A 25,112-nucleotide genomic window follows, 5' to 3' on the forward strand; every position below is an offset into this window, starting at 1 on the left:
TTCCCAAGGTTGATGTCGCGAGTTCGAGTCTCGTCGTCCGCTCCAATGATCCAGGCCGTGCCGGTTGGCACGGGCTGTTTCCATCTCACCCTCCGAGTGATGCGGCCCACGATCCCGGGCGTCCGCGCGCCGACTCGATTAAGATCGGGTTTCGGTTTTCCCATCACTGTGTGAACGACGCGTAAAGGATGACTCGACATGCCCGCGGGCTCGAGCAACCGATTCACCGACGGCCGAGTGCCCGACCACGGCATCGGAGACCTCTTCACCTACGAGGCCCGGCTGCAGGCGCGGCTGGACGTCGAGGCGGCGCTGGCCGAGGCCGAGGCGGCCGTGGAGGTGATCCCGGCAGAGGCCGGTGAGGCGATCGCCGAGGCCGCCGACCTCGACAAGCTCGACCTGGACCGCATCGAGCGGGCGACCGCGGAGCACAGCCACCCGCTGACACCGCTGGTCGACGAGCTCAGCCGGGTCGTCGGCACCGAGCACGGCGGGTGGGTCCACTGGGGCGCCACCACGCAGAACATCACCCAGACCGCCGACCTGATCCTGCTGCGCCGGGCGCACGACACGATCCTCGACCTGCTCGGCGACCTGCTCCGGTCGCTCTCGAAGGTCGCCGAGGCCGGGGCCGAGGTGCCCATGCCGGGGCGTACGCACTCCCAGCATGCCGTCCCGATCACCTTCGGGTTCAAGGTCGCGATCTGGATCGACGAGGTCGCCGCGCACGTCGACCGGCTCCGTTCGGTCGAGGACCGACTCTTCCGCCTGCTGATGGGTGGCGCCGCGGGCACGATGGCGTCCTTCGGCGAGCAGGCGCGCGCGATCGAGACCGAGACCGCATCGCGGCTGTCGATGGGCTCGATGCCGGTGCCGTCGCGCGCGATCAACGACGGGATGGTCGAGTGGGTGTCCATCCTCGGGATGCTCGGTGGCACCGCCGGGAAGATCGGCAAGGACGTCTACTCGATGATGCAGCCCGAGTTCGGGGAGGCCTTCGAGCCGATCCCCGAGGGCACCATCGGCTCCTCGACCATGCCTCACAAGCGCAACCCGCAGCTGACGTTGGACGTGATCACCGCCGCCACCCAGCTGCGCGGGCTCGTCGCCCCGGCGATGGAGTCGATGCTCCACGACCACGAGGCCAACGGTGCCATGACCGGCATCCTCGAGGACGCGGTCGCGCAGGCGTCCCGGCTGGCCGGAGACGTACTCGCCCGGCTGGTGGTCATCTTCACCGGCCTGACCTTCGACGAGGACAGGATGCGCGCCAACCTGGCGCTCTCCGGCGGGCTCATCGGCTCGGAGTCGCTGATGCTCGAGCTCGGCGAGCGCATCGGCCGCCAGGTCGCCCACGACGTCGTCTTCGAGCTCGCCCAGCGCGCAGCCGTCGAGGAGCTCGACTTCGCCACCCTCCTCGCCGACTCCCCCGCGGTCTCCGCCCACTTCAGTCGCGACGAGATCGTCTCCCTCCTCGATCCCGGCCGCCACCTCGGCGAGTCCGCCAACATCGCTCGTTCGATGGCCGAGCACGCTCGGCGGGTGGCGGACACCCTCCAGATCCCCAGCGCGTGAGGCCGGGGTTGCGCGGGCGTCGTTAGGCTGGCGTACGTGGCTTTCGAAGGTTTCCCCGTTGCAGCGCTCGACTTCTACGACGACCTCGAGGTCGACAACACCAAGTCGTTCTGGGAGGCCAACAAGCACATCTACAAGGAGTCCGTGCACGCGCCGATGAAGGCGCTCACCGACGAGCTCGCCGAGGAGTTCGGCGCCGCCAAGATCTTCCGGCCCTATCGCGACGTACGTTTCTCGAAGGACAAGGTGCCCTACAAGACGCACCAGGGTGCCTTCGTGGCCGTGGCGCCGCAGACCGGCTACTACGTCGAGGTCTCGCCGCGCGGCATCCGCACCGGCGGCGGCTGCTACTGGTTCGAGCCGCCCCGCCTGGCGGCCTTCCGCGACGCCATCGTCCACGACCACTACGGCGCCGAGCTGGAGAAGCGGCTCGCAGTAGCGGAGAAGAAGGGCTACGAGGTGACCGGCGACCGCCTCAAGACCGCCCCGCGAGGCATCCCCAAGGACCACCCCAAGATCGAGCTGCTGCGCCACAAGTCGATCCACCTCGGCCGCACCATCGGCTTCGAGCCGATCATCCACACCCCCGACCTCGTCGGCGAGGTGAAGAAGGACTGGCGGGCCATACGTCCGCTGGTGGAGTGGATCGCCGAGCACGCGGTGGCTTGAGCGGGTCGGGTTCCGGGTTTTCGAGATACTCCAGGGAGTTCCTGCCGGTTACTGACCGGCGGAATCTAGGCAGTCACGCAACACCGTGGTTGGTGGCGGCTTCTGAGAGTAGTTGGTCGAGGACTTCGGCCGGGGTTTGGAAGCTGTGGCGTTTGCGGGGTCGGGAGTTCAGCTCGGCGGCGATGTTGTCGAGCATGCCGGGCCCGTAGAACGACAGGTCGGAGCCCTTGGGTAGGTATTGACGCAGCAGGCCGTTGGTGTTCTCGTTCGATCCGCGTTGCCATGGCGAGTGTGGGTCGCAGAAGTAGATCTCCAGCCCGGTGGCCTCGGCGATCTGGGCGTGGTTGGCCATCTCGTTGCCCTGGTCCCAGGTCAATGAGAGCCGCAGTTGTTCGGGCAGGGTGGCCATCTTGGCCACCAGCGCTTCCTGGACCGCCAACGCGCCGTGGTTCTCGGGTAGGTGCAGCAGCATCACGAACCCGGTCGTGCGCTCGACCAGCGTGCCCACCGCCGATGCTGATGCCACCGACCCGAGGATCAAGTCGCCCTCCCAGTGGCCGGGCACGGCCTGGTCCTCGACCTCGGGAGGACGCTCGCTGATCGACACCATCCCCGGGATCCGGCCGCGTCGCTCACCCTCACGACGGCGCGGCTTGCGGACCGAACGACCCGTGCGCAGATAGGCGGTGAGCTCTCGCTTCAACCCGCCACGAGCCTGCACGTACAGCGACTGGTAGATCGTCTCGGCCGACACCCACATCTCCGGTTCATCAGGAAAGTCGATCTTGAGTCTGCCAGCGATCTGCTCAGGGCTGTCTCGTCGCTCGAGGCGCGCTTGGACCTCCCGACGCAGCCGCAGGTTGGTCGCCAGCTTCGCAGCCCGCGGCGCCGACCGGCCAGCATCAGCCCTGGCCTGCGCGATCGAGGCACGATAACCCTGTGCGGTTGCGCCCCGGTCACGCTCTCGGCTGATCGTGCCCGGGCTGCGCCCCAGCCTGCGCGCGATCTCGCGGACACCATGGCCGGCATGGACCAGTGCCGCGATCTCCTCTCGCTCCGACCACGACAGATATCGGCCCACCGGGCTACCACGACGAGTGGGATTCACCCCGCCAGCCTTCCTAAACCTCTGCTTGGCAGACGTCAACGACATGCCAGCCTCAGCGGCTGCGCCCGTCACTCCCAACCCAGCACGGATCCCTGCCCAGAACCGGCGATCGAACTCCCGCGGACTCTTCGGACGACCCATCGGACAACAACTCCTCGACATCGAGGTGTTGCGTCACTAGGTAGAGCCCGCCGGTCAGTAAACCGACCGAAACTCTCTGGACTACCCCGCCACCCGACCCGGAACCCCCTAGGGTGTCTCGCCGTGCGTACCCCACTCGCCGGCGCCGTCGCCGCATCGATCCTCGTCATCCCCGGTTTCCTCCTGCTCACCAGCTCGAGCAGCGTGGCTGCGGCCGGATGCATCGACCGGCCGGTCACCGTCGACCTGAACAAGGGTGAGAAGCGGACGGACTCGGCAACCCGCGACGTCATCCTCGGTACGCCCGGTGCCGACTCGATCGTCGCTGACTCCAACGACGTGGTCTGCGCAGGTGCAGGCGACGACAAGATCCGCGGCGGGAGCCGCGTGCTCGCCGGCCCGGGGAACGACGAGATCCGGGGCAGCAACTGGGTCAACGGAGAATCGGGCAACGACACGATCTACGGAACGGCCGGAGACGACGAGCTCACCGGCGGCACCGGCTCCGACACGATCTATGGCGGCCGGGGGAGCGACTCGATCGCTGGGCACTACCTCGCGGGTACGTTCGACTCCACCGCGGGGACCGACGGCAGCGACGCCCTTTACGGCGGCCCCGGCCGAGACGCCCTCTACGGACAGGGCGGCAACGACCGGCTCTACGGGGGCGACGGCCCGGACGGATTGAGCGGCAACGGCGGCAACGACAAGATGTGGGGCGGCGCAGGTGCCGACGTCTTGCGAGGCGGCCTCGGCAACGACGTGATCGATGCAGGGAGCGGCGCGGACGTCGCCATCGGCAACGAAGGTGACGACCGCATCCACGGGCGGTCGGGCCGCGACAGTCTTCACGGTATGTCCGGCCACGATGTGATCTACGGCGACGCCGGCCGTGATGCGATCCGGGGGCAGTCGGGCAACGACTATCTCAACGGCGGAGCCGACGGCGACGCCCTCGGCGGCGGCCGCGGTCGCGACCGGGTCATCGGCGGTCGCGGCAACGACGTTCTGGTCGGCAACGAGAACGCCGACATCGTCAAGGGCGAGGCGGGTACGGACCGGTGTGCACCCGAGCCCGGCGCCGGCCGGACGTACTCCTGCTCGGTCGAACGGGGACTGAGGCCGGGCGTCCCGAGCGGCGCCAGCTACTGGCTCCCCTGAGCCGGACCTGGGGGCCTGCTGCCGGGATCTCGGGATAGTCCAGGGAGTTTTGGCCGGTTACTGACCAGTAAAGCGACCAGAACTCCCTGGACTATCCCGAAACCCGCCCGCCGAACTCACGCAGAGGTGAAGCTGGCCATCGTGCGATCGGGCTCCCAGAAGGCCTTCATGGAGACGATCCGGCCCTCGTCGTTGACGGTGTAGACCATGATCAGGTCGGTGGTGGTGTGACTGCCGTCGGGGAACGACGTCTTGATGCGACCGATGTTGGCGCAGGTGTTACCGCCGGGGTTGGCGAAGGAGTCGTTGATCTCGAACTCGAACTTGTGCACCGAGGCGATGGCCTTCTCCCAGAACGCCTTCAGTCCCTCGTGCCCGTGGTGGCCCTTGCCCTCGGGGTCGAACATCGACGGCCCGACGGGGTCCTCGAGCACGCAGTCCTCGGCGTAGATCGTCAACCACTCGTCGAGGTCACCCTTGGCGACGGCGGCGTAGGAGCGCTGGCCGGCCGTACGCGCGGGGTGTTCGTCGTCGGGGGCGTTCCAGGTGATGGCGTCGGAGGAGATCATGCGGCGATCGTACGCCGAAACTGCAACGTGTTCTACCCACTCGAGAAGGCTCGCGCGGCTAGGGTCGGCGGGTGGCCGTCTCGGAGACCGAACCCCGGGCGGCGACGCCGGGACGGGACTTCAACCGGCTCTGGCTGGCGACCGCGACGAGCCAGGCCGGCTCCAGCATCGCCTACGGGGCGCTGCCGCTGGTCGACCGACGACGACCACATGTCCCGCGTGCAGGCGGCCTGGTCGATCACCATGAAGGTCGCCCAGCCCGTCGGGGTGCTCGCGGCCGGGGCGCTTGCGGCGGCGACGAGCCCACGGACCGCGATCGCGGTGGCCGGCGGCGTACTCCTGCTCTCCTCGGCGCTGCTCCCGTGGCATTCAGTTACGAGAAAGAAACCTACCTGTGAGTAGCCCCGGGCTTGCCACCCCCGAATCGCATGCCTATTCTTAATGTTACCCGCCAGTAGTTCGCGCCGATCGGCGCTCCCGCAGCTGGTAAATCCGACGAGGTATGAAGGTGGATCAGTGAGCCACTACAAGAGCAATCTGCGCGACATCGAGTTCAACCTGTTCGAGGTCTTCGGCGCGGACAAGATCCTTGGCACCGGCCCGTACGCGGACCTGGACGTCGACACCGCCAAGGAGATCCTTGCCGAAGTCGAGCGGCTCTGTCGCGAGGACCTCGCCGAGTCGTTCGTCGAGGCCGACCGCAACCCGCCGGTCTTCGACCCCAAGACGAACACCGCGCCGGTCCCGGCTGCGTTCAAGAAGTCCTACGACGCGTTCATGGACTCCGGCTTCTGGTCGCTGACCGCCCCCGCGGAGATCGGTGGCCAGGCCGCGCCGAGCTCGCTGACCTGGGCGATGGCCGAGATGCTGCTGGGCTCGAACCCGGCGATCTGGATGTACGCCGCCGGCCCGTTCTTCTCGAAGGTCGTCTACGAGAACGGCAACGAGCGCGACAAGCGCATCGCCGAGATCATGGTCGAGAAGCTGTGGGGCGCCACCATGGTGCTGACCGAGCCCGACGCGGGCTCCGACGTCGGCGCCGGCAAGACCGTCGCGACCCCCAACGAGGACGGCTCCTGGAACATCACCGGCGTCAAGCGCTTCATCACCAGCGCCGAGTCGGACCTGCAGGAGAACATCCTCCACCTCGTCCTCGCCCGCCCGAAGGGCGTCGAGGGCGTCGGCGGCCCGGGCACCAAGGGCCTCTCGCTCTTCCTCGTCCCGAAGTACCACTTCGACCACGAGACCGGTGAGCTCACCGGCGAGCGCAACGGTGCGTACGTCACCAACGTCGAGCACAAGATGGGCATCAAGGTGTCCAACACCTGCGAGCTCACCTTCGGCGACCCGCAGGTCGGCGGCGGCGAGCCCGCCAAGGGCTGGCTGCTCGGCGAGGTGCACGACGGCATCCGCCAGATGTTCGACGTCATCGAGAACGCTCGGATGATGGTCGGCACCAAGGCGATCGCGACCCTGTCGACCGGTTACCTGAACGCGCTGGAGTACGCCAAGACCCGCGTCCAGGGCGCCGACCTGACCAAGGCCGCCAAGACCGACCCGCGCGTCACGATCACCCACCACCCGGACGTGCGTCGTTCGCTGCTGGTGCAGAAGTCGTTCGCCGAGGGCATGCGCGCGCTGGTCTACTACACGACCTCGTGGCAGGAGAAGGTCGTCCTCACCGAGGACGGCTCCGAGGAGAACACCCTCGCCGCCGCGGTCAACGACCTGCTGCTGCCGATCGTCAAGGGCTACGGCTCCGAGCGCGCCTGGACGCTGCTCGGCACCGAGTCACTGCAGACCTTCGGTGGGTCGGGCTTCCTGCAGGAGTACCCGATCGAGCAGTACGTCCGTGACGCCAAGATCGACTCGATCTACGAGGGCACCACCGCGATCCAGGGCCAGGACTTCTTCTTCCGCAAGATCGTGAAGAACCAGGGCGCTGCGCTCGGCCACCTCGCGGGCGAGATCCAGGCCTTCCTCGACGCCGAGGGCTCCGCCGAGCTCAAGGAGTCGCGTGCGCTGCTCGCGACCGCGCTCGAGGACGTCAACGCGATCGCCGGGCACATGTTCAACGACCTGATGGCCTCCCAGGAGGAGATCACCAACATCTACAAGGTCGCCCAGAACACCTCGCGCCTGCTGCTCGCCGTCGGTGACGTCGTCGTCTCGTGGCTGCTGCTGCGCCAGGCCGAGGTCGCCCTCGCCGCCCTGGCCGGTGACGCTGGCAAGGACACGGACTTCTACACCGGCAAGGTCGCCGCTGCGAAGTTCTTCGCCTCCTACAACCTGCCGAAGCTGACCGCTGAGCGGGCCATCGCCGAGGCGATCGACAACTCGATCATGGACCTCCCCGAGTCGGCCTTCTGAGGCTGAACCGGGGGTTCTGACCCCCACGCACGAGCGGCCCGCCCGGTTCTCCGGGCGGGCCGTGGTGCGTCGTACGGAATGATTCGCCTACCGGCGGTGGTTCAAGTGACTCGTGACTTCTGTGATCGAGACCCCGCTGCGTACGGGCTCCGCGCATCACGCGCGCGGCTTCTGGGCCGTCGCGTTCCTCTTCGCAGCGACGATGGGCTTCGCCTCCGCCCCGGCACCGCTCTACGTCTTCTACGTCGACGAGCAGGGCTGGGGCTCGTTCGTGATCACCGCGGTGTTCGCGACGTACGGCGCGGGCGTGGCCATCTCGCTCTTCCTCGCCGGTCATCTCTCCGACCGGTTCGGGCGACGGCGGATGGCCGGCCCGGCGGTGCTGCTCAACGTGCTCGCCGCGCTGATCTTCCTCTCCACCCACGAGCTGGGGTGGCTGCTCCTGGCACGGCTGATCTCCGGGATCGGCGTCGGGATGCTGACCGCCACCGCGACCGCTCACCTCGCCGAGCTGCACCGGATCGGGCGGCCGGGCGCCCCGACCACTCGCGTCGAGGTGGTCTCGACCGCGGCCAACATCGGCGGGCTCGGCCTGGGGCCGCTCGTCTCCGGTGCGCTGGCGGAGTGGGCGCCGCGGCCGCTCTACACGCCGTACGCCGTCTTCGCGTTCCTGATGGTGCTCGGGCTGCTGGCGGTCATGGCGGTGCCGGAGACGGTCGACACCGACCAGCCCGGGTGGCGCTACCAGCCGCAGCGGGTGCGCGTGCCGGCCGACGCCCGCGGCGCCTACTTCGCCGCCGGGATGGCGAGCTTCGTGGCCTTCGCGATGTTCGGCTTCTTCACCTCGCTGGTGCCGTCGTTCCTCGCTGACGACCTCGACCTCCACTCCCACCTCGTCGCGGGCGTGGTCGGCTTCTCGATCTTCGGCGCCGCGGCGCTCTTCCAGGTCCTGGCCGGGAGCTGGCCGCGGCGGAGGCTGTACGTCACCGGGCTGGTCGCCCTGACCGCCGGGCTCCTCCTCGTGGTCGGTGCCCTGCTGTCCGGCACCTTCTGGGTGCTCGTGGTCGGCGCGCTCGTCACCGGGGCCGGGTCCGGGATGTCGTTCAAGGCGGCCGTCGCGACCGTGATCTCGGTGGCGCCGGAGACGAGCCGGGGCGAGGCGCTGGCCGGGCTCTTCCTGATGGCCTATCTGGGGATCACGGTGCCGGTGGTACTGCTGGGAGTGCTGGTGCAGTACCTGACGATCGACACCGCGATGCTCGCCTTCGGCGCTCTCCTGCTGGTGCTGCTCGGGGTCGCCGCCCGCGGGGTGACCGGGGCGGGGCGTACGTCCTGAGCGGTCTGCGGCGGTGATGCGGGGGACGGTATGCGGGCCTGATCCGGCTGGGTAGCGTGGCGCGCCACCCCCACAAGTCTGGAGCACATCATGACCATCGGCCTAGGGATCATCCTGCTGGTCCTCGGACTCATCCTGCTCACCGGCGCCGTCGACCTGCCCGACGACCTCGCCAACGCCATCGCCAGCGAGCCGCTCGGCTGGATCTTCGTCATCGCCGGAGGCCTCGCCATCGTCATCGGCGTGCTGCTCTCGGTGAACCGATCCCAGCACACCACCGCTGTCGAGCACCGTCGCTACGACGCGGGGCCCGGGTACGGCGACGGCCCGGCGTACGGCGGCCCGCAGGGGCCCTACCCCGGCCCGCCGCAGGGCAACTACCCGCCCGCTGGCCCGCCGCAGGGCAGCTACCCGCCTGGTCCCGGCCCGTCGCAGGGTGGCTACCCGGGCGGTCGCGGCCGACTCGACTGACGCGGTCGGCGCAGCTGGGCACGCGCGGCGCGGCGTACGGCCTCGCTCAGGTCGTCGAGGGCGAGCGAGTCGAGGCGCCAGCGCTGCCAGAAGAGGTCGACGTCGATCGGCTTCGCTCCCGGGAGCGGGATCGTGATGCCGGACTCGAGGTCGGCCTCGGCCTGGGCGTCGAGGAGCATCCCCCAGCCGAGGCCGCGCCGGATGGCCTCGTGGAAGTCGTGGCTGCTCGGGACCCGGTGGACGACCGGCGGCCGGGTCGCGCCGTGGGCGGCCAGCACCTCGTCCTGGAGGTGGTCCTTCTCGTTGTAGACGATCATCGGGATCGCGCTCCAGTCGACGCCGCGACCCTTGCGGTGGCGTTCGACGAGCGCAGGCGTCGCGCCGGGGGTGTAGCGCAGCCTTCCCAGAGGTTCGACGCTGCAGCCCTGGACCGGCTTCGGCTCGCTGGTGACCGCGGCGAACACCTCGCCCCGGCGCAGCGCGTCGGCCGAGTAGCCCTGGTCCTCGACGGTGATCCGCAGCGCGGTCCGCTCCCAGGTCGCGACCTCGTCGAGCACGGGGCGGAACCAGGTCGCGAGGGTGTCGGCGTTGACCACGACGGAGAGGTCGATGACGGCCTCTCCGGTGGTCTCCTCCGTCGCCAGGCTCGCGGCGGCCTCGGCGAGCAGCAGGCGGAGCTGGCGTCCGTGCCGGATCAGCGGCTCGCCCGCCTCGGTGGGCGTGCACGGAGTCGTACGCCGCACCAGCACCTGCCCGGCCGCGCGCTCGAGCGCGCGGATCCGCTGGCTGACGGCGCTCGGAGTGATGTGGAGACGACGCGCCGCGGCGTCGAACGTGCCCTCCTCGGTGATGACGACGAGGGTCTCGAGCTGGGTCGGGTCGAGCGCGGGCATGGCTTAAGTGTGGCTTGTCTTCGGTTAGTTTCTTTCGCTGGTCTGCATGCTCTGAGCGACTTAGCGTCGGTCTCGTGCTCACCGCCAGCCTCGCCGGTCTCCTCACCGGGCTCACCCTCATCGTCGCCATCGGCTCCCAGAATGCGTACGTCCTCCGGCAGGGCATCCTCCGCTCGCACATCCTCGTCGTGGTGGCGGTGTGCGCGGCCTCCGACCTGATCCTCATCTGTGCGGGCGTCGGTGGGATGGGCGCGGTCGTCGAACGCGCCGGTTGGGTGATGGAGGTGCTGCGGTGGCTGGGGGTGGCGTTCCTGGGGTGGTACGGCATCGGCTCGTTCCGGCGGGCGCTTCGCCCCTCCGGTCTGGACGCGGCAGACGCACCGGCCGACTCGCTCCTCCGCGTCGCAGCCAAGGCTGCCGCCTTCACCTGGCTGAACCCGCACGTCTACATCGACACCCTGGTGCTGCACGGATCGATCGCGGCGACGTACGGCGCGGCGCGGTGGGGGTTCGCGGTCGGCGGCTGCCTGGCCAGCATCATCTGGTTCGCCGGTCTCGGTTACGGTGCCCGCCTCCTCGCTCCGCTGCTCGCCAGCCGGCGCGCGTGGCGGGTGCTCGACAGCCTCATCGGGGTCACGATGCTGGCGATCGCGGGCGGTCTCGCAGTCGGCGGGCTGGGGTGAGTGCCTCAAATCCCGCCGGGGCGTTGACCGGCCGCCTAGTGTGGCCGCATGGCGTGGACGACCTCCGACATCCCAGACCTGACCGGCAAGAACGCTGTGGTGACCGGACCGACGATCGGCGGGATCGGCTACTTCATCGCGCGCGGGCTCGCCGCTGCGGGAGCTCGGGTGATCCTGGCGGGGCGCTCGTGGGAGAAGCTCGACGACGCCGCTGCCGCGCTCACCGAGGAGGTCCCGGGCGCCAGCCTCGACCGGGTCGCGCTCGATCTCGCCTCGCTCCAGGCCGTACGCGCCGGGGCCGAGGCGATCGCTGCGGCGACCTTCGACGGCGGTGGGCCGCTCCACCTGCTGGTCAACAACGCAGGGGTCATGGCGACCCCGCAGGCGCGCACCGTGGACGATCTCGATCTGCAGATGGCGACCAACCACTTCGGCCCGTTCCTGCTCACCGGCCTGCTGCTGGAGCCGCTGGCCGAGAGCGGCGAAGGCCGGATCGTGACGATGTCGAGCATGATGCACCGGATGGCCCGCAAGGCACCGCTCGGCTTCCCGACGGTGCAGGTCGGCCGCTACTCGCCGTGGAACGTGTACTCCCAGTCGAAGCTCGCCAACCTGCTCTTCACCTATGAGCTCCAGCGACGCCTGGAGAAGGCGGGGCTGCCGGTCGCTGCGTACGCCGCCCACCCGGGGCTCGCCTCCAGCCAGCTGATGGCCAACGGTGCCTCTCGCACCATGATCGCGCCGATCGCGAGCATCGGCGAGGCAGCGGTCAGGGCGATGGCACAGACGCCGGAGGCGGGCGCATGGCCGGCGCTGATGGCGGCGACCTTCCCCGACCTCGAGCCCGGGACGTACGTCGGTCCGGGTGGTGGCCTCGAGGGTCGCGGCGCGCCCAAGCCGGTCTCCTCCTCGCGGCTCGCTCGCGACCGGGAGGCAGCGCGGGCGCTGTGGGAGCTCTCCGAGCAGACCACCGGAGTCTCCTACCCCTGAGGTACGTCGCCGGTCGACCAAAGTCTGTACCCTTTCGCTACCTCCGGCCGATGCCACGGCCGGCCGCCTGCTCCTAGATTCAGGAGGGTGAGCAAGAAGGTCCAGACCTGGTCGCGCACGATCGACGGGCACACCCACCATCTCGAGGTGACCGGCGAGATCGTGCGCCGGTTCGTGTGGACGGTGGACGGCGAGGAGATCCTCGACAAGAAGACCGCCGACGACCGCGCACGGCTGGAGACCAAGGAGCACGGCAGCATGCTCGTGGCCCACTCCGGTCTCGGCACGCCCCGCCGCGCGACCTACTTCGCGCCCGGTGAGGGCCTGGCCGGGCTGGCCGGCGTCGGTGGCGTCGACCTCACTCCGGAGCAGGGGTCGCGGGCTGCTGCGTACGAACGGAAGGTGATCGATCATCCGCGCCGCTACGCGCTCGTCGAGACCCTCGGCGGCGCCGCGAGCGTGCTCGCCGGCGTCGTCGGCGCGATGGTCGTGGCTTGGATCGTCTCCCGGATCTCGTTCCCCGGCATCCCGCTCCCGGACCTCCCCGACCTGCCGGACCTCCCTCTCCCCGACCTCCCCAGCATCCCCTGGCCGTCGATCCCCTGGCCCGACCTACCCTCCCTGCACGTGCCGGACTGGCTCGAGCGGATTTTCGGCTACGCGAAGTACGTCTGGCCGATCGTCCTCGCCTTCGTGCTCGCCCAGGGCGAGATTCGGCGGCGTCGCAAGCACGCCGAGGCGTCGGCCGCGCAGGCCGAGAAGGTAGAACCGTCGCGCGAGACGTCAGTTCTGGCGGCCGAAACGTCAGTTACGTCGGCCGAAACGTCAGCTACGTCGAACGAAACGTCAGATTCGATCGACACAAGTGCCCACTCGGCCGACCAAACTGCCATCTCGGCCGACCTAACTGACTTCTCGCCCGACGCAGGTGACGTCTCGGCCGACCAAACTGACGTCTCGGCTGAGACTGGTCAGCGGCGGGGCTTGTAGGTCGGCTTCTCGCGCTTGAAGGCGGCCTCGCGGGCGATCTTGGTGTTCTCACCGAAGAGGAGACGGAGCTGCTCGATGCGCTCGCGGGAGAAGGTGCGCTTGATGGGGGCGTACCAGGTGTCGTTGAAGAGGCGCTTGGCCGCGGCGAGCTGGTCCGGGGAGCGCTCGGAGAGCTTGCGGGCGAAGGCGGTCGCGGTGGCGACCGGGTCGGCGGAGAGCTCGGTGACCAGACCCAGCTCGTAGGCACGCTCGCCGGAGAACTGCTCGGCGGTCATGGTGAGCTTCTTGGCGGTGTCGAGGCCGACCACCTCGGAGAGGGACCGGATGCCGGTCATGTCGGGGATGATGCCCCACTTGCCCTCGAGCACCGACCACTGCGAGTCGGGCTCGGCGATGCGGAAGTCGGCGCCGAGCGCGATCTGTACGCCGCCGCCGAGGCAGTGACCGTGGACGGCCGCGATCACCGGGACCGGCAGCCGGCGCCAGGCCCAGACCGACTCCTGGAAGAGGTTGGTGCCGCGGAAGGGGACCGGCGTGAACGCGCCGACGATCTTCTTCGGGTCGCGCAGGACCGAGGCGAAGTCGAGGCCGGCGGTGAACGCGTCCCCCTCACCGGCGATGACCACTGCCCGCAGGTCGCGGTTCTTCCGGAGCTCCTTGGCGGTGGCGACCAGCTCGCGGAGCAGGTCCAGGGTCAGCGCGTTGAGCTTCTCGGGGCGGTTGAGACGCACCTGAGCGATGCCGTCGTTGATTTCGGTGGTGACGAGGGGCATGAGGAGAACATTACGGGGCAGTAGGCATGATGGGACACATGGCTGACCCACGCGCTGGAACGCTCGCTGAGCCCGACGACCTGGTCGACGTACCTCACCTGGTCGCCTCCTACTACAACCTGCAACCCGACCCAGAGGATCCGGCCCAGCAGGTCGTCTTCGGCACCTCCGGTCACCGCGGATCCTCGCTCGATGCGGCCTTCAACGAGACGCACATCCTGGCCACGACCCAGGCGATCGTCGACTACCGCCGCTCGCAGGGCATCGACGGCCCGCTCTTCATCGGGCGCGACACCCACGGCCTCTCCGAGCCAGCCTGGGCGAGTGCGCTGGAGGTGCTGGTCGCCAACGACGTACGCGTCCTGATCGACGACCGCGACGGCTACACACCCACGCCCGCGGTCTCGCACGCGATCCTGCGAGCGAACGCGGTCTCGACAAGCTCGACCACCGGGGGCGGCTCGACCAACGGGGGCGGCTCGAACGCCGGAGCCGCCGACGGGATCGTCGTCACCCCGTCGCACAACCCGCCGACCGACGGCGGCTTCAAGTACAACCCGCCTCACGGCGGCCCGGCGGACTCCGATGCCACCAAGGTCATCGCCGCGCGCGCCAACGAGCTGATCCGCGCCGGGCTCTCCGGGGTCAAGCGGGTGCCGTTCGCGACCGCGAAGCAACGAGCCGAGACGTACGACTTCCTGGGCTCCTACGTCGACGACCTGCCCAACGTGGTGGACCTCGACGCCATCCGGGAGGCCGGGGTGCGGATCGCGGCGGACCCGCTCGGTGGTGCCTCCGTGGCCTACTGGGCCGAGATCGCCGAGCGGCACGATCTGCAGCTCAACGTCGTCAACGAGCTGGTCGACCCGACGTGGCGGTTCATGCCGCTGGACTGGGACGGCAAGATCCGGATGGACTGCTCCTCCCCCAGCGCGATGGCCGAGCTGCGGCGCTTCCTCGAGGAGACCCCGGAGTTCGACATCGCCACCGGCAACGACGCCGACTCCGACCGCCACGGCATCGTCACCCGCGACGCCGGGCTGATGAACCCCAACCACTTCCTCGCGGTCGCCATCGACCACCTCTTCGGCGGCGCCCGGCCCGCCTGGCCGGCGACCGCCCGGATCGGCAAGACCCTGGTCTCGTCCTCGATGATCGACCGGGTCGCGGGTGCGCTGGACAAGCCGCTGGTCGAGGTGCCGGTCGGGTTCAAGTGGTTCGTACCCGGTCTTCTCGACGGCTCCTTCGGCTTCGGCGGCGAGGAGTCGGCCGGCGCCTCGTTCCTCCGCTTCGACGGCTCCGTGTGGACCACCGACAAGGACGGCATCATCCTCGCCCTGCTCGCCTCTGAGATCCTGGCGCGCACCGGCAAGTCGCCCTCCCAGCGCTACGCCGAGCTCGTCGCGGAGCACGGCGACCCGGCGTACGCCCGCATCGACGCCCCCGCCTCCCGCGAGGAGAAGGCGAAGCTCGCCGCCCTCTCCCCCGACGCCGTCACCGCGACCACCCTGGCCGGCGAGGAGATCACTGCCAAGCTCACCGAGGCCCCCGGCAACCGTGCAGCCATCGGCGGCCTGAAGGTGACCACCGAGTCGGCCTGGTTCGCGGCCCGCCCGAGCGGCACCGAGGACGTCTACAAGATCTACGCCGAGTCGTTCAAGGGCCCCGACCACCTGGCCCAGGTCCAGGAAGAAGCGAAGGCAGTAGTCCAAGCCGCCCTCTCCTGATCCCCGAGAAGTCGAAATCTGACGCCGAAGCGTCGAAAATCGGCGCCGAGTGGTCCCACTCGGCGCCGATTTTCGACCTCTCGCGGTCGACTAGCGGAGCCAGAAGGGGTGCTCGGCGTCCTCTCGTACCGTCACGTTCACACGGTTGAAGAGGTTGTGGGTGGCGATGCAGAGGACGAGTGCGGCGGTCTGCCGCTCGTCGTAGTGCTTCGTGACCTCGCGCCAGAGCTCGTCGGGTACGGCGTCCTCGGAGTCGGCGAGGCGGGTGACCGCGTCGGCGAGCGCGAGCGCCGCCTTCTCCGCCTCGTCGAAGAAGGGCGACTCGCGGTGGGCGGCGACGCCGACGACCTTCTCCATCGAGAGACCGACGTCGTCGAGACGGGCGACATGGCCCTGGAGGCAGGCGGCGCAGCCGTTGAGCTGGCTCACCCGGATCGCGACGAGCTCGGTCGTGGTCTCCGGGAGACCACCGTCGGCCACCGCGGCCAGGAGGTTGCCGATGCCCTTGAAGGCCTGCGGGATGACTTCTGCTGGGTTCTTCATTCGGTTGCTCATGCCATCCCCGACCCGGGGCGTGCCGGGGATGTGACAGGTTCGGGGAAAGAAAAGATTCCTTCCAGGATCGGTCACATCTGGGTCGTGTCACGTGTCGGGTGTGGGGGATCACCAGATGAGACGACTGAGCGAACTGGACGGGCACTTCATGGACTTGACGGGTGTTTCAGTGCCCGTCAAGTCCAGGGATACCCGGTCGACCGGGTATCCCACACGGTCGCCAACCGAGAGGACAGACGATGCAACAGCAGTGGCTGGCGGAGCGGTTCGAGGAGGAGCGGCGACAGCTGTTCGCGGTGGCCTACCGGATGCTCGGGTCGGCGGCGGAGGCCGAGGACGCGGTGCAGGACGCGTGGCTCCGGCTGAGCCGCAGCGATGCCGAGGAGATCGACAACATCGGCGGCTGGCTGACGACCGTGGTGGCGCGGGTCTGTCTCAACGTGCTCCGCTCCCGCAAGACCCGCGGTGAGCTGTCCCTGGACGCCGACGCGCTCGGTGACCGGCTGCCGGAGCCGACGGTCGTCCTCGACGACGCCACCGCCCAGGACCCGGCCGAGCGTGCGGTGCTCGCCGACTCGGTCAGCATCGCCCTCCTGGTCGTGCTCGACCAGCTCTCCCCCGACGAGCGGCTGGCGTTCGTGCTCCACGATCTCTTCGCCGTGCCCTTCGAGGAGATCGCGTCGATGCTCGATCGAACACCCGACTCGACGCGCCAGCTCGCCAGCCGCGCGCGGCGCCGGGTCCGAGGCCGCACACCGACAGACGACGGATCAGCCCAGCGCGAGGTCGTCGATGCGTTCTTCGCAGCCGCCCAGAACGGTGACCTCGACCGTCTCGTCGCCGCGCTCCATCCCGATGTGGTCCTCCGCGCCGACCTGGGCTCCGGCGTCACCACCTACCGCGGGGCGGCGAAGGTGGCCGGCAACGCGGTCATGTACGCCCACTCCGACCGCCGCACCCACGCTGCCCTCGTCAACGGCTCGCCCGGCGTCGTCATCACCATCGCCGGAAAGCTCTTCAGCGTCATGGCTTTCACGGTCGAGGACGGCGTCATCACCGAGATCGAGGCGTACGCCGCCCCAGCCCAGGTCGCGAAGCTCGCTGCGAGCCTGGGGCTGGAGTCAGCGCACGGCTGAGGGGTCAGGCGGCCTGACGGCGGGGGCGGCCACGGCCACGCTTGTGGCTCACCACCCGGCCACGTTCGACGATCTCGCCGCCCCACACGCCCCACGGCTCGGAGCGCGCAAGCGCCCCGGAGAGGCACTCACGCATCACCGGGCAGTCGAGGCAGCGATCTTTGGCCACCTCGAGGGCGGCTGGGGACTCTGAGAACCACAACGCAGAGTCGTCTCCGTGGCACGGCAGGCCGGCGGCGTACAAAGGCGGGATGATCTCCAAGGACACCCCTTGAGAATCTTCGCCTGAGGTAGGCCCGCACATCGGGAAAGTACCTTAGATCGCCCCTGACGGATGAAATCGTTTCGGACTCGTGATTCGCGTTTGGCACTTTCCGGATCGCAAATCTCTCTACGATGCGAAATCGCCGCGATCTGGCGCGGCGACATCCCGAGAGGAGCAACCCGTGAAGCTCGGAAAGCAAGGAATCAGCCTTGCACTCGTCACGGCGAGCCTGGTGATCGCACCGGTCGCTGCAGTCGCTGCGGAGTCGGATCCCAGCGTCATCGACCAGCTCAAGGCCGATGCGGACAAGACCGTCACGCTCAAGAAGGAGGGCGCCACCGGCCGGATCGGCCACGCGTCCACCAAGGGCGACCTGATGCCCGACGTCGCCGCCGACAGCAAGTCGAAGGCGGCCGCGAAGGCACGCAAGTACCTCGACAAGTACGCCTCGGTCTTCGGTGCCGAGGCCGGTCAGCTCGACCAGACCAAGGTCAGCAGCAGCCCGGCCGGCTGGACCGTCGAGTTCGAGCAGACCTACAAGGACGTGCCGGTCTTCGGCGGCGTCCTGAAGGCCCACGTCGACAAAGCCGGCGACCTGACCTCCGTCAACGGCTTCGCCGCCCCCGGTCTCGACCTCTCCACCACCCCGAAGTGGTCGCAGGAGAAGGCCAGCGCCAAGGCGCTGGAGCTGGTGCGCTCGAAGCCCACCGCCCACTCCGAGACGAAGGCGGACACCACCGGTGTCGAGGTGGTCAAGGCCGACCTGAACGTCTACCGGATGGGCGCGGCCCAGGGCGTGAGCGGCAAGAGCCTGCTCGCCTGGGTCATCGAGGTGTCCAACAAGTCCACCGTGCGCGAGACCGTCGTGATCGACGCCGCCACCGGCAAGCCGGTCAACCGTTACTCGATGCTCCACACGGCGACCGACCGTGAGCTGATCGAGAAGCACAACACCCCCGACACCGGCGACGACGCCACCGTCTGGGTCGAGAACGACGCCTTTCCGGGCGACCTCGACCAGGACCAGGCCAACGAGGTTGCCACCACGGGTGAGTCCTACTGGCTCTACAAGAACACCTTCGGCCGCGACTCCTACGACGGCGCCGGCTCGAAGATGGTCACGGTCAACAACGACCCGGCCATCGACTGCCCGAACGCCAACTGGAACGGCGCGACCACCAACTACTGCTCCGGCGTCACCTCCGACGACGTCGTCGCGCACGAGTGGGGCCACGCCTACACCGAGTACACCTCGGGCCTGATCTACCAGTGGCAGCCGGGTGCGCTCAACGAGGCGTACTCCGACATGTGGGGCAACACGCTCGACTTCATCAACGCGCGTGAGAACACCACCGACGACGTGGCCCGCACCGACGGGCACTGCTCCGCCGAGACCCGTGGCGACATCTCGCTCACCATCAACTCGCCGGCCGACGTCGCCGGTGACTGCCCGGCAGCGGCTGCCAGCTTCGGCCCGGTCTTCCCGACCGCCGGCGTGACCAGCGACATCGTGGTCGGCACCGACGCCGCCGACGAGGCCGGGCCGTCCACCACCGACGGCTGCTCGCCGCTGGAGAACGCGGCCGCCGTCGACGGGAAGTTCGTGCTCGTCGACCGCGGCACCTGCCCCTTCACCCAGAAGGTCGAGAACGCCGAGAACGCCGGCGCGCTCGGCGTCGTGATCGCCTTCTTGGAGGGCCAGGCGATCGGCAGCATCGCGGGTGTCTCCGACATCTACGGCGCGACGACCGACTACGCCACCGGCCAGAAGATCAAGAACGCCTCCGGCGCGGTCAACATCACCATCAAGGACGCCTCGACCGATGCCAAGGACGAGTCCGTACGCTGGCTGATGGGTGAGGACTCGACCGCCTTCGGCGGCGCGATCCGGGACATGTGGAACCCGACCTGCTACGGCGACCCGGGCAAGGTCTCCGACGCGGAGTACCACTGCACCACCGACGACTCCGGCGGCGTGCACTCCAACTCCGGTGTGATCAACCACCACTACGCCCTGCTCGTCGACGGCGGCTCCTACAACGACGTCGACGTCGCCGGCATCGGCCTGGACAAGGCGGCCAACCTGATCTGGCACGCCCAGAGCAACTACCTGACGCCGACCTCGGGCTTCCCCGAGTACGCCCAGGCGATGGTCTCCTCCTGCGCCGACCTGACCGGCCTGACCACCCTCAAGAAGCTCACCCTCGGCACCTCGACCCCGCAGACCGGCGGCGGCGAGACCCCGGGTGGCGAGGCCGAGGCGCCGGCCCTGGAGCCGATCACGGCTGCTGACTGCGCGTCGGTCGCGGCGGCCAACACGGCCACCGAGCTGACCGAGGAGCCGGTCCAGTGCAACTTCGGCCCGATGCTCGACCCGAACACCCCCGCCCTGTGCGGCGAGGGCACCAACGAGGTCACGACCTACACCGAGGACTTCGAGGACGGTCTCGCCGGCTGGACCCAGGACGCCGAGTCCCTGGTCCCCGGCAACGACTACCCCTGGGAGGCCGGTAGCGACGTCGAGGGCAACGAGACGGGCCTGGCCTGGGGTCCCGACCCCGTCGAGGGCCAGTGCGGTGACGCGAACGGTGACATCACCAGCCGCAACGGTCTGATCTCCCCGAAGATCACCGTGCCCGCGGGTCTGTCGCCGCGCTTCACCTTCGATCACTCGGTACGCACCGAGGCGAGCTGGGACGGCGGCAACGTCAAGGTGTCGGTCAACGGCGGCGAGTTCACGCTCGTCGACCAGGCCGCGTACCTCTTCAACGCGCCGGGCGCCACGATGGACCCGGACAGCGGTTACCTCGGCGGCGAGCCGGCCTGGACCGGCACTGATGGTGGCGCCTTCACCGGCCAGTGGGGCACCACGATCGTCGACCTCGACGCGATCGCCGACGCCGGCGACGAGGTGCAGTTCCGTTTCGACCTCGGTCGCGACGGCTGCAACGGTGTCGAGGGCTGGGCCGTCGACAACGTCTCGGTGAGCTTCTGCACCGAGAAGGCCGTCCCGGAGATCTCCGCGGCCTCGCTCAAGAAGGGCAAGGTCACGGTCACCGTCGACGGCGACCGCGCCTCCGGCGAGATCGTGGTCTCCGAGAAGGGTCACCGCGTCGGCCGCTTCCACCTCAACAAGAACAAGGAGCAGGCGACCTTCCGCTCCAGCCCGGGCAAGCACACCTTCACGGTGTCCTACTCGGGTGACCGGAAGAACGAGCCCGTCACCGAGACGGTGACCGTCAAGGTCAAGTAGTTCCTCACCACCACGAAGGCCCCGCCGGACATTCCATCCCGGCGGGGCCTTCCGCGTACCTACACTCACCTCATGCGCGGAACGATCCTGACCCTGGGCGGTGGCGGCTTCTCGATGCCGGAGGTGCACGGGCGCGGCTTCTCGCCCCTCGATGCCGAGCTGATCCGACTGAGCGGCACGGAGCGGCCCAAGGTCTGCTTCATCGGCACCGCGAGCGGGGACGCCGACAGCTATCACGACAAGTTCCTCGCCGCGTACGCCGACCGGGCCGAGGCGAGGGTGCTCTCGCTGTTCAACAAGGCACCGGAGGGGTACGCCCTCCCGATCGACGATCTCGAGCGGCTCCTCGACCAGGACATCGTGTACGTCGGCGGCGGCTCCACCGCCAACCTGCTCGCAGTGTGGCGGCTGCACGGGCTGCCGACGCTCCTAGAGAAGGCGGCGGCCGGAGGCACCATCCTGGCCGGGATCTCTGCCGGCGCGAACTGCTGGTACGAGGCCTCCTCGACCGACTCGTTCGGCCCCACCGCGCCGCTCCCCGACGGGCTCGGCTTCCTGCCCGGCTCGTTCTGCCCGCACTACCTCGGCGAGGCGGACCGGCGCGAGACGTACCTCGACTTCGTCGGCTCCGGCGCCCTGCCCGCCGGCCACGCCGCCGACGACGGCATCGCGCTGCTGTGGCGCGACGGCGAGCTGGTCGAGGCGATCAGCGAGCGGCCCGACGGGGTCGCCGCCGCGGTCGGGCCGGACGGGGAGACCCCGCTGAAGGTTCGTACGCTCGGATGAGGCGGCGGTCGAGCCCGCGAGCGCAAGCGAGCGGTGTCGAGACCAACACGGTCGGCTCGAGCACCGAGGGGACTGTGTTGGTCTCGACACGCCTCCGCCTAGCGGCTCCGGCGGCTCGACCAGCGGAGCTGGTCCGGCGGCTCGACCAGCGTCAGGGGATGTAGAGCAGGGCGTACGTCGCGACGTGGCAGAAGCCGAAGAGCGCGGGCGCCCACACCTCGACGTTGCTCATCGGCAGGTAGCGCGAGCTGTCGCGACCGAGGCCGACGGCGGACCACTCCGCGACGCCGGGCGCAGCGGGGAGCTGCTTCTCGAGGTGGGAGATGACGGCGTACTTCCCGCTCGCCATCTGCCGGTAGGACCGGACGATCCAGAACCAGCCGAGGCAGAGGCCGAGGGCGGCGATCAGGGCGACCGTGAACAGCCAGGGGCGCTCGGGGGCGCTGGCGATCAGCGCCGTGCCGGCGACCAGGACACCGATGTTGAGGACCAGGAAGAAGGCGCTGGTGATCGTACGCCGCACGCTGAGCCGCTCGTTCTCGGCGACGTAGAGCTTGTACTGGTCGAAGAGCACCGCGCGGTCGCCGCTGGAGAGCACGTCGGGAGGCAGCACCCACAGACCTTCCGCGAGCGCGGACGGGTTGGGCTGGTTGGCGGTCACATAGCTGCGCACCGCGGTCCGCGACTCAGCTCCGGGAATCAACTGGTTCTCCATAGTGCGTAGTTGTCTACCGCTCCCGAGGGACGATGTCCATACGAGATACGTCACCGTGGTCGAGCCGTGAGGTCAGGTCAGGTCGTGCAGCGCGACGATCGCCTCGTCGATGCACTCGGGAAGACTGAGATCCGTCTCCCCCGATACCCACCGGTCGAAACCCGACTGGAAGACCGCGACGCCGCTGTGAGCCGCCAGCGAGGCGGCCGGGTCGCCCACTCCCCGCTCGGCGAGCGCCTTCTGCGAAGCGCTCCTCATCGCGGCCATCTTGAGCAGCTCGCGCTCCTGGAGGGCAGGGTTGGCCTGGACGATCCGGGTGCGCCGGGCGGCCTGCTCCCGGGTGCGCTGCTCGGCGATGCGGGCAGCCCCCTCGCGGGCCGCGGCGAAGACCATCTCCAGCGGGCTCGCCGCCTCGTCGGCCTTGGCGATCGCCTCCGCGACCACCTCGTCGAGAGCGGTGGGACCGGCGAAGAGGACCTCGCGCTTGTCGGCGAAGTGGCGGAAGAAGGTGCGCTCGGTGACCCCTGCGCGGGCGGCGATGTCACCGGCGGTCGTCTTGTCGTAGCCCTTCTCGGCGAACAGGTCGAGGGCGGCCGCCAGCATCCGACCACGCGCGTCCGGTTCCCATCTCGCCATGCCTCCATCCTAGCGTGATGTCAGTTCATGACATCGCGTGCTACCGTTGATGTCAGTCACTGACATAGGAGGAAGCATGACCACCATCTTCATCACCGGGGCCTCCGGCTGGATCGGCTCGGCGGTCACCGACGAGCTGCTCGCGAACGGCTACTCGGTCACCGGCCTGGCCCGATCCGACGCGAGCGCCGCCGCCCTCGAGGCGAAGGGTGCTGAGGTCCACCGCGGCTCGCTCGACGACCCCGACTCGCTCGCCACCGCCGCCAAGGCGGCCGACGGCGTCATCCACCTGGCCTTCAAGCACGACTTCAACGACTACATCGGCGCAGGTCACACCGAGCGCGCCACGGTCGAGGCGATGCTCACCGAGATCGAAGGAACCGACAAGCCCTTCCTGTTCGCCTCGGGTGCGGCCGGCGCAGCCGTGGGACGCCCGGCCACCGAGGAGGACGCCAGCCCCAACCACGGCGCCGACTCGATGCGCGGCGGCAGCGAGAACCTCGCGCTCGGCTACGCCGACCGAGGCGTACGTCCCGTGGCGCTGCGCTTCCCGATCGTCCACGGCGTCGGCGGCGACCACGGCTTTCTCGCCTACCTGGCCCAGCTCGCCAAGGAGCGGGGTGTCTCCGGCTACATCGGCGACGGCGCGAATCGCTGGCCGATGGTCGACCGCTCCGACGCGGCGCGTCTGGTGCGACTGGCACTGGAGAAGGCGCCCGCCGGCTTCCGTGCCCACGCGGTCGCCGAGACCGGCATTACCGCCCGGACGATCGCGGAGGCGCTGAGCGAGCGGCTGGGCGTGCCGACGCAGTCGATCCGCCCGGAGGACGCCGAGGCCCACTTCGGATGGATGGCGATGATGTTCGGCGTCGACATGCCCGCCTCGTCGGAGATCACGAGAGACCTGCTGGGCTGGGTCCCGACCGGCCCCACGATGTCAGAGAACATGGCCGCGGGGGCCTACGACCTCTGACAGATACGACGGGGAGTTCCGCAGGGGTCACCTACCGGTACGCCCTGCAGAACTCCCCGTCGTACTCGACTCGGCCTCAGACAGCCGTGCCGATGGAGGCCGCACCGGCGGCCTCGAACTCCTTGAGGATCCGGCGGCGGGTGCGGTTGTCGCCGCGTACGGCCTTGACCAGCTTGCCGAGCTGCGACGGCGCGTTGCGCACGTTGGTCGACTCCATGAAGCCGTTGGGCAGCGAGAGGCGCAGCACCTTGTGCCAGGCCGACGCGACCTGCTGCGGCATCGGCGCGGTGTGGTAGTTCAGACCGTACTTGTCGAAGAGCGCCCGGACCTTCGGAGCGATCTCGGCGTAACGGTTCGAGGGCAGGTCGGGGAAGATGTGGTGCTCGATCTGGTGGCTCAGGTTGCCGGTCATGATGTGCAGCAGCTTCGAGCCGGAGATGTTGGCCGAGCCGAGCATCTGCCGGACGTACCAGTCACCGCGGCCCTCGTCCTCGGGGATGTCCTTCAGCTCGAAGGTCTCCACGCCCTCGGGGAAGTGACCGCACATGATCACCGAGTGGGTCCACACGTTGCGGACGAAGTTGGCGGTCAGGTTGGCCACCAGCGTGGTCGGACCGGACAGCGCGATCATCGAGAGCAGCGGGTGGGCGACGTAGTCCTTGAACGCCTGGCGGCGGATCTTGGCGACCGTCTTCTTCGCCGCCATCTCCCACTCGGCGGACGGCCGGCGGCCCTTCTTCTTCTGGCGCAGCACCCGGCCGAGCTCGAGATCGTAGGCGGCGATCCCGTACTCGAAGATGCACATGTTGATGAAGTTCATCGCGGGCTGGAACAGGCTGGAGGGCGTCCAGGGCTGCTCCTCGTCGACGCGCATGATGCCCCACCCGAGGTCGTTGTCCTTGCCCACGATGTTCGTGTAGGTGTGGTGGAGCTCGTTGTGGGAGTGCTTCCACCCCTCCGCGGTGGAAGCGTTGTCCCACTCCCACACCGTCGAGTGGATCTTCGGGTCACGCATCCAGTCCCACTGGCCGTGCATGATGTTGTGGCCGATCTCCATGTTGTCCAGGATCTTGGCGATGGAGAGGCCGACGGTGCCGACGACGAACGCCGGCGGGAAGATGCTCGCGAGCAGGACGGCACGGGAGCCGAGCTCGAGCGAGCGCTGGACCTTGATCACCTTGTGGATGTACGCGGCGTCGCGCTCTCCACGGGTGTCGATGACCTCTTGGCGGATGGCGTCGAGCTCGCGGCCGAGCTGCTCGACGTCCTCGCGGGTCAGGTGGGCGATGGGGCCGGTGTAGGCCGGGGCATCAGGTGCGATGGTCATGGATGTCTCA

24 protein-coding genes are annotated in these 25,112 nt (G+C 69.0%); 15 read left to right on the forward strand and 9 right to left on the reverse strand.

Going from position 1 to position 25,112, the window contains the following annotated elements; genetic code table 11:
* Nucleotides 1-198: 198 nt before the first annotated feature.
* Together IEY81_RS04470 and IEY81_RS04475 are read left to right on the forward strand one after the other, a co-directional pair.
* Nucleotides 199-1,575, forward strand: a complete 1,377-nt coding sequence (locus tag IEY81_RS04470) for a class-II fumarase/aspartase family protein (protein ID WP_189117265.1) — start codon at nt 199-201, stop codon at nt 1,573-1,575.
* 36 nt (nt 1,576-1,611) lie between these two features.
* The gene (locus IEY81_RS04475) at nt 1,612-2,244 is read left to right on the forward strand and encodes a DUF2461 domain-containing protein (RefSeq protein ID WP_189117266.1); all 633 of its coding nucleotides are present in this window, start codon (nt 1,612-1,614) and stop codon (nt 2,242-2,244) included.
* A gap of 73 nt (nt 2,245-2,317) precedes the next feature.
* On the opposite strand, the gene IEY81_RS04480 is transcribed toward IEY81_RS04475, so the two are convergent.
* A complete protein-coding gene (locus tag IEY81_RS04480; protein WP_444544144.1) occupies nt 2,318-3,493 on the reverse strand; it encodes an IS30 family transposase in 1,176 nt (391 codons plus the stop codon).
* Between the two features lie 123 nt (nt 3,494-3,616).
* On the opposite strand from IEY81_RS04480, the gene IEY81_RS04485 reads away from it, so the two are divergent.
* Nucleotides 3,617-4,654 (forward strand): calcium-binding protein, encoded by a 1,038-nt coding sequence (locus IEY81_RS04485; protein WP_189117268.1) that lies wholly within the window; start codon nt 3,617-3,619, stop codon nt 4,652-4,654.
* A gap of 116 nt (nt 4,655-4,770) precedes the next feature.
* Here the strand turns inward: IEY81_RS04485 and IEY81_RS04490 are convergent, their stop codons facing one another.
* Nucleotides 4,771-5,223: a nuclear transport factor 2 family protein gene (locus IEY81_RS04490; RefSeq protein ID WP_189117269.1), complete on the reverse strand. Its 453-nt coding sequence runs from the start codon at nt 5,221-5,223 to the stop codon at nt 4,771-4,773.
* Nucleotides 5,224-5,433: 210 nt separating this feature from the next.
* Between IEY81_RS04490 and IEY81_RS04495 the strand changes: the two genes are divergently transcribed.
* The 4 genes from IEY81_RS04495 to IEY81_RS04510 all read left to right on the forward strand — a co-directional run bounded on the left by IEY81_RS04495 (nt 5,434) and on the right by IEY81_RS04510 (nt 9,400).
* Nucleotides 5,434-5,625: a hypothetical protein gene (locus IEY81_RS04495; RefSeq protein ID WP_229787343.1), complete on the forward strand. Its 192-nt coding sequence runs from the start codon at nt 5,434-5,436 to the stop codon at nt 5,623-5,625.
* A 114-nt stretch (nt 5,626-5,739) separates the two neighbouring features.
* Nucleotides 5,740-7,593: an acyl-CoA dehydrogenase gene (locus tag IEY81_RS04500; protein ID WP_189117270.1), complete on the forward strand. Its 1,854-nt coding sequence runs from the start codon at nt 5,740-5,742 to the stop codon at nt 7,591-7,593.
* 112 nt (nt 7,594-7,705) lie between these two features.
* Complete coding sequence (locus IEY81_RS04505) at nt 7,706-8,929, forward strand: MFS transporter (RefSeq protein WP_189117271.1); 1,224 nt, start codon at nt 7,706-7,708, stop codon at nt 8,927-8,929.
* 90 nt (nt 8,930-9,019) lie between these two features.
* Nucleotides 9,020-9,400 carry a hypothetical protein gene (locus IEY81_RS04510; protein WP_189117272.1) on the forward strand — a complete coding sequence of 127 codons (381 nt, stop codon included), beginning with the start codon at nt 9,020-9,022 and terminating at the stop codon, nt 9,398-9,400.
* Here IEY81_RS04510 and IEY81_RS04515 read toward each other — a convergent pair.
* Complete coding sequence (locus IEY81_RS04515; RefSeq protein ID WP_189117273.1) at nt 9,370-10,293, reverse strand: ArgP/LysG family DNA-binding transcriptional regulator; 924 nt, start codon at nt 10,291-10,293, stop codon at nt 9,370-9,372. The two genes, IEY81_RS04510 and IEY81_RS04515, sit on opposite strands and share 31 nt — an antisense overlap.
* A gap of 74 nt (nt 10,294-10,367) precedes the next feature.
* On the opposite strand from IEY81_RS04515, the gene IEY81_RS04520 reads away from it, so the two are divergent.
* The 3 genes from IEY81_RS04520 (at nt 10,368) to IEY81_RS04530 (ending at nt 12,956) form a co-directional block, all read left to right on the forward strand.
* A complete protein-coding gene (locus IEY81_RS04520; protein ID WP_189117274.1) occupies nt 10,368-10,976 on the forward strand; it encodes a LysE/ArgO family amino acid transporter in 609 nt (202 codons plus the stop codon).
* 48 nt (nt 10,977-11,024) lie between these two features.
* A complete protein-coding gene (locus IEY81_RS04525) occupies nt 11,025-11,966 on the forward strand; it encodes an oxidoreductase (protein WP_189117275.1) in 942 nt (313 codons plus the stop codon).
* 87 nt (nt 11,967-12,053) lie between these two features.
* Nucleotides 12,054-12,956, forward strand: a complete 903-nt coding sequence (locus tag IEY81_RS04530) for a hypothetical protein (RefSeq protein ID WP_189117276.1) — start codon at nt 12,054-12,056, stop codon at nt 12,954-12,956.
* Here IEY81_RS04530 and IEY81_RS04535 read toward each other — a convergent pair.
* A complete protein-coding gene (locus IEY81_RS04535; protein ID WP_189117277.1) occupies nt 12,938-13,729 on the reverse strand; it encodes a crotonase/enoyl-CoA hydratase family protein in 792 nt (263 codons plus the stop codon). The genes IEY81_RS04530 and IEY81_RS04535 overlap by 19 nt on opposite strands.
* A 38-nt stretch (nt 13,730-13,767) precedes the next feature.
* Between IEY81_RS04535 and pgm the strand changes: the two genes are divergently transcribed.
* Nucleotides 13,768-15,456, forward strand: a complete 1,689-nt coding sequence (gene pgm / locus IEY81_RS04540) for a phosphoglucomutase (alpha-D-glucose-1,6-bisphosphate-dependent) (protein ID WP_189117278.1) — start codon at nt 13,768-13,770, stop codon at nt 15,454-15,456.
* A 90-nt stretch (nt 15,457-15,546) separates the two neighbouring features.
* On the opposite strand, the gene IEY81_RS04545 is transcribed toward pgm, so the two are convergent.
* Nucleotides 15,547-16,011: a carboxymuconolactone decarboxylase family protein gene (locus IEY81_RS04545; RefSeq protein WP_229787345.1), complete on the reverse strand. Its 465-nt coding sequence runs from the start codon at nt 16,009-16,011 to the stop codon at nt 15,547-15,549.
* Between the two features lie 239 nt (nt 16,012-16,250).
* Here IEY81_RS04545 and IEY81_RS04550 point away from each other — a divergent pair, with 239 nt between their 5' ends.
* A complete protein-coding gene (locus IEY81_RS04550; protein ID WP_189117280.1) occupies nt 16,251-17,147 on the forward strand; it encodes a sigma-70 family RNA polymerase sigma factor in 897 nt (298 codons plus the stop codon).
* A gap of 4 nt (nt 17,148-17,151) precedes the next feature.
* On the opposite strand, the gene IEY81_RS04555 is transcribed toward IEY81_RS04550, so the two are convergent.
* Nucleotides 17,152-17,451, reverse strand: coding sequence for a WhiB family transcriptional regulator (locus IEY81_RS04555; RefSeq protein WP_271188394.1), 300 nt, complete (start codon nt 17,449-17,451; stop codon nt 17,152-17,154).
* A 142-nt stretch (nt 17,452-17,593) separates the two neighbouring features.
* Here IEY81_RS04555 and IEY81_RS24515 point away from each other — a divergent pair, with 142 nt between their 5' ends.
* Both IEY81_RS24515 and IEY81_RS04565 read left to right on the forward strand, forming a co-directional pair.
* Complete coding sequence (locus tag IEY81_RS24515) at nt 17,594-20,665, forward strand: M4 family metallopeptidase (RefSeq protein WP_189117281.1); 3,072 nt, start codon at nt 17,594-17,596, stop codon at nt 20,663-20,665.
* A gap of 72 nt (nt 20,666-20,737) precedes the next feature.
* The gene (locus IEY81_RS04565) at nt 20,738-21,451 is read left to right on the forward strand and encodes a Type 1 glutamine amidotransferase-like domain-containing protein (RefSeq protein WP_189117282.1); all 714 of its coding nucleotides are present in this window, start codon (nt 20,738-20,740) and stop codon (nt 21,449-21,451) included.
* A 151-nt stretch (nt 21,452-21,602) separates the two neighbouring features.
* Here IEY81_RS04565 and IEY81_RS04570 read toward each other — a convergent pair whose 3' ends face one another.
* Together IEY81_RS04570 and IEY81_RS04575 are read right to left on the reverse strand one after the other, a co-directional pair.
* Nucleotides 21,603-22,154: a RipA family octameric membrane protein gene (locus IEY81_RS04570; protein WP_189117283.1), complete on the reverse strand. Its 552-nt coding sequence runs from the start codon at nt 22,152-22,154 to the stop codon at nt 21,603-21,605.
* A gap of 84 nt (nt 22,155-22,238) precedes the next feature.
* Nucleotides 22,239-22,802, reverse strand: a complete 564-nt coding sequence (locus tag IEY81_RS04575; RefSeq protein WP_189117284.1) for a TetR/AcrR family transcriptional regulator — start codon at nt 22,800-22,802, stop codon at nt 22,239-22,241.
* 76 nt (nt 22,803-22,878) lie between these two features.
* On the opposite strand from IEY81_RS04575, the gene IEY81_RS04580 reads away from it, so the two are divergent.
* Entirely contained in the window at nt 22,879-23,775 is an 897-nt protein-coding gene (locus tag IEY81_RS04580) for an SDR family oxidoreductase (protein ID WP_189117285.1), read from the forward strand.
* A gap of 76 nt (nt 23,776-23,851) precedes the next feature.
* On the opposite strand, the gene IEY81_RS04585 is transcribed toward IEY81_RS04580, so the two are convergent.
* Entirely contained in the window at nt 23,852-25,102 is a 1,251-nt protein-coding gene (locus tag IEY81_RS04585; protein WP_189117286.1) for a fatty acid desaturase family protein, read from the reverse strand.
* Between the last annotated feature and the right edge of the window lie 10 nt (nt 25,103-25,112).

It is taken from the genome of Nocardioides luteus (genome assembly GCF_014648595.1).
Taxonomy (GTDB): domain Bacteria; phylum Actinomycetota; class Actinomycetes; order Propionibacteriales; family Nocardioidaceae; genus Nocardioides; species Nocardioides luteus.

Coding starts and splice junctions, on each gene's coding strand:
- IEY81_RS04545 (WP_229787345.1), bottom strand. CDS start 16,011: ATGAGCAACCGAATGAAGAACCCAGCAGAAGTCATCCCGCAGGCCTTC.
- IEY81_RS04515 (WP_189117273.1), bottom strand. CDS start 10,293: ATGCCCGCGCTCGACCCGACCCAGCTCGAGACCCTCGTCGTCATCACC.
- IEY81_RS04580 (WP_189117285.1), top strand. CDS start 22,879: ATGACCACCATCTTCATCACCGGGGCCTCCGGCTGGATCGGCTCGGCG.
- IEY81_RS04470 (WP_189117265.1), top strand. CDS start 199: ATGCCCGCGGGCTCGAGCAACCGATTCACCGACGGCCGAGTGCCCGAC.
- IEY81_RS04525 (WP_189117275.1), top strand. CDS start 11,025: ATGGCGTGGACGACCTCCGACATCCCAGACCTGACCGGCAAGAACGCT.
- IEY81_RS04480 (WP_444544144.1), bottom strand. CDS start 3,493: ATGGGTCGTCCGAAGAGTCCGCGGGAGTTCGATCGCCGGTTCTGGGCA.
- pgm (WP_189117278.1), top strand. CDS start 13,768: ATGGCTGACCCACGCGCTGGAACGCTCGCTGAGCCCGACGACCTGGTC.
- IEY81_RS04555 (WP_271188394.1), bottom strand. CDS start 17,451: ATGTGCGGGCCTACCTCAGGCGAAGATTCTCAAGGGGTGTCCTTGGAG.
- IEY81_RS04585 (WP_189117286.1), bottom strand. CDS start 25,102: ATGACCATCGCACCTGATGCCCCGGCCTACACCGGCCCCATCGCCCAC.
- IEY81_RS04495 (WP_229787343.1), top strand. CDS start 5,434: ATGTCCCGCGTGCAGGCGGCCTGGTCGATCACCATGAAGGTCGCCCAG.
- IEY81_RS04535 (WP_189117277.1), bottom strand. CDS start 13,729: ATGCCCCTCGTCACCACCGAAATCAACGACGGCATCGCTCAGGTGCGT.
- IEY81_RS04490 (WP_189117269.1), bottom strand. CDS start 5,223: ATGATCTCCTCCGACGCCATCACCTGGAACGCCCCCGACGACGAACAC.
- IEY81_RS04575 (WP_189117284.1), bottom strand. CDS start 22,802: ATGGCGAGATGGGAACCGGACGCGCGTGGTCGGATGCTGGCGGCCGCC.
- IEY81_RS04550 (WP_189117280.1), top strand. CDS start 16,251: ATGCAACAGCAGTGGCTGGCGGAGCGGTTCGAGGAGGAGCGGCGACAG.
- IEY81_RS04565 (WP_189117282.1), top strand. CDS start 20,738: ATGCGCGGAACGATCCTGACCCTGGGCGGTGGCGGCTTCTCGATGCCG.
- IEY81_RS04510 (WP_189117272.1), top strand. CDS start 9,020: ATGACCATCGGCCTAGGGATCATCCTGCTGGTCCTCGGACTCATCCTG.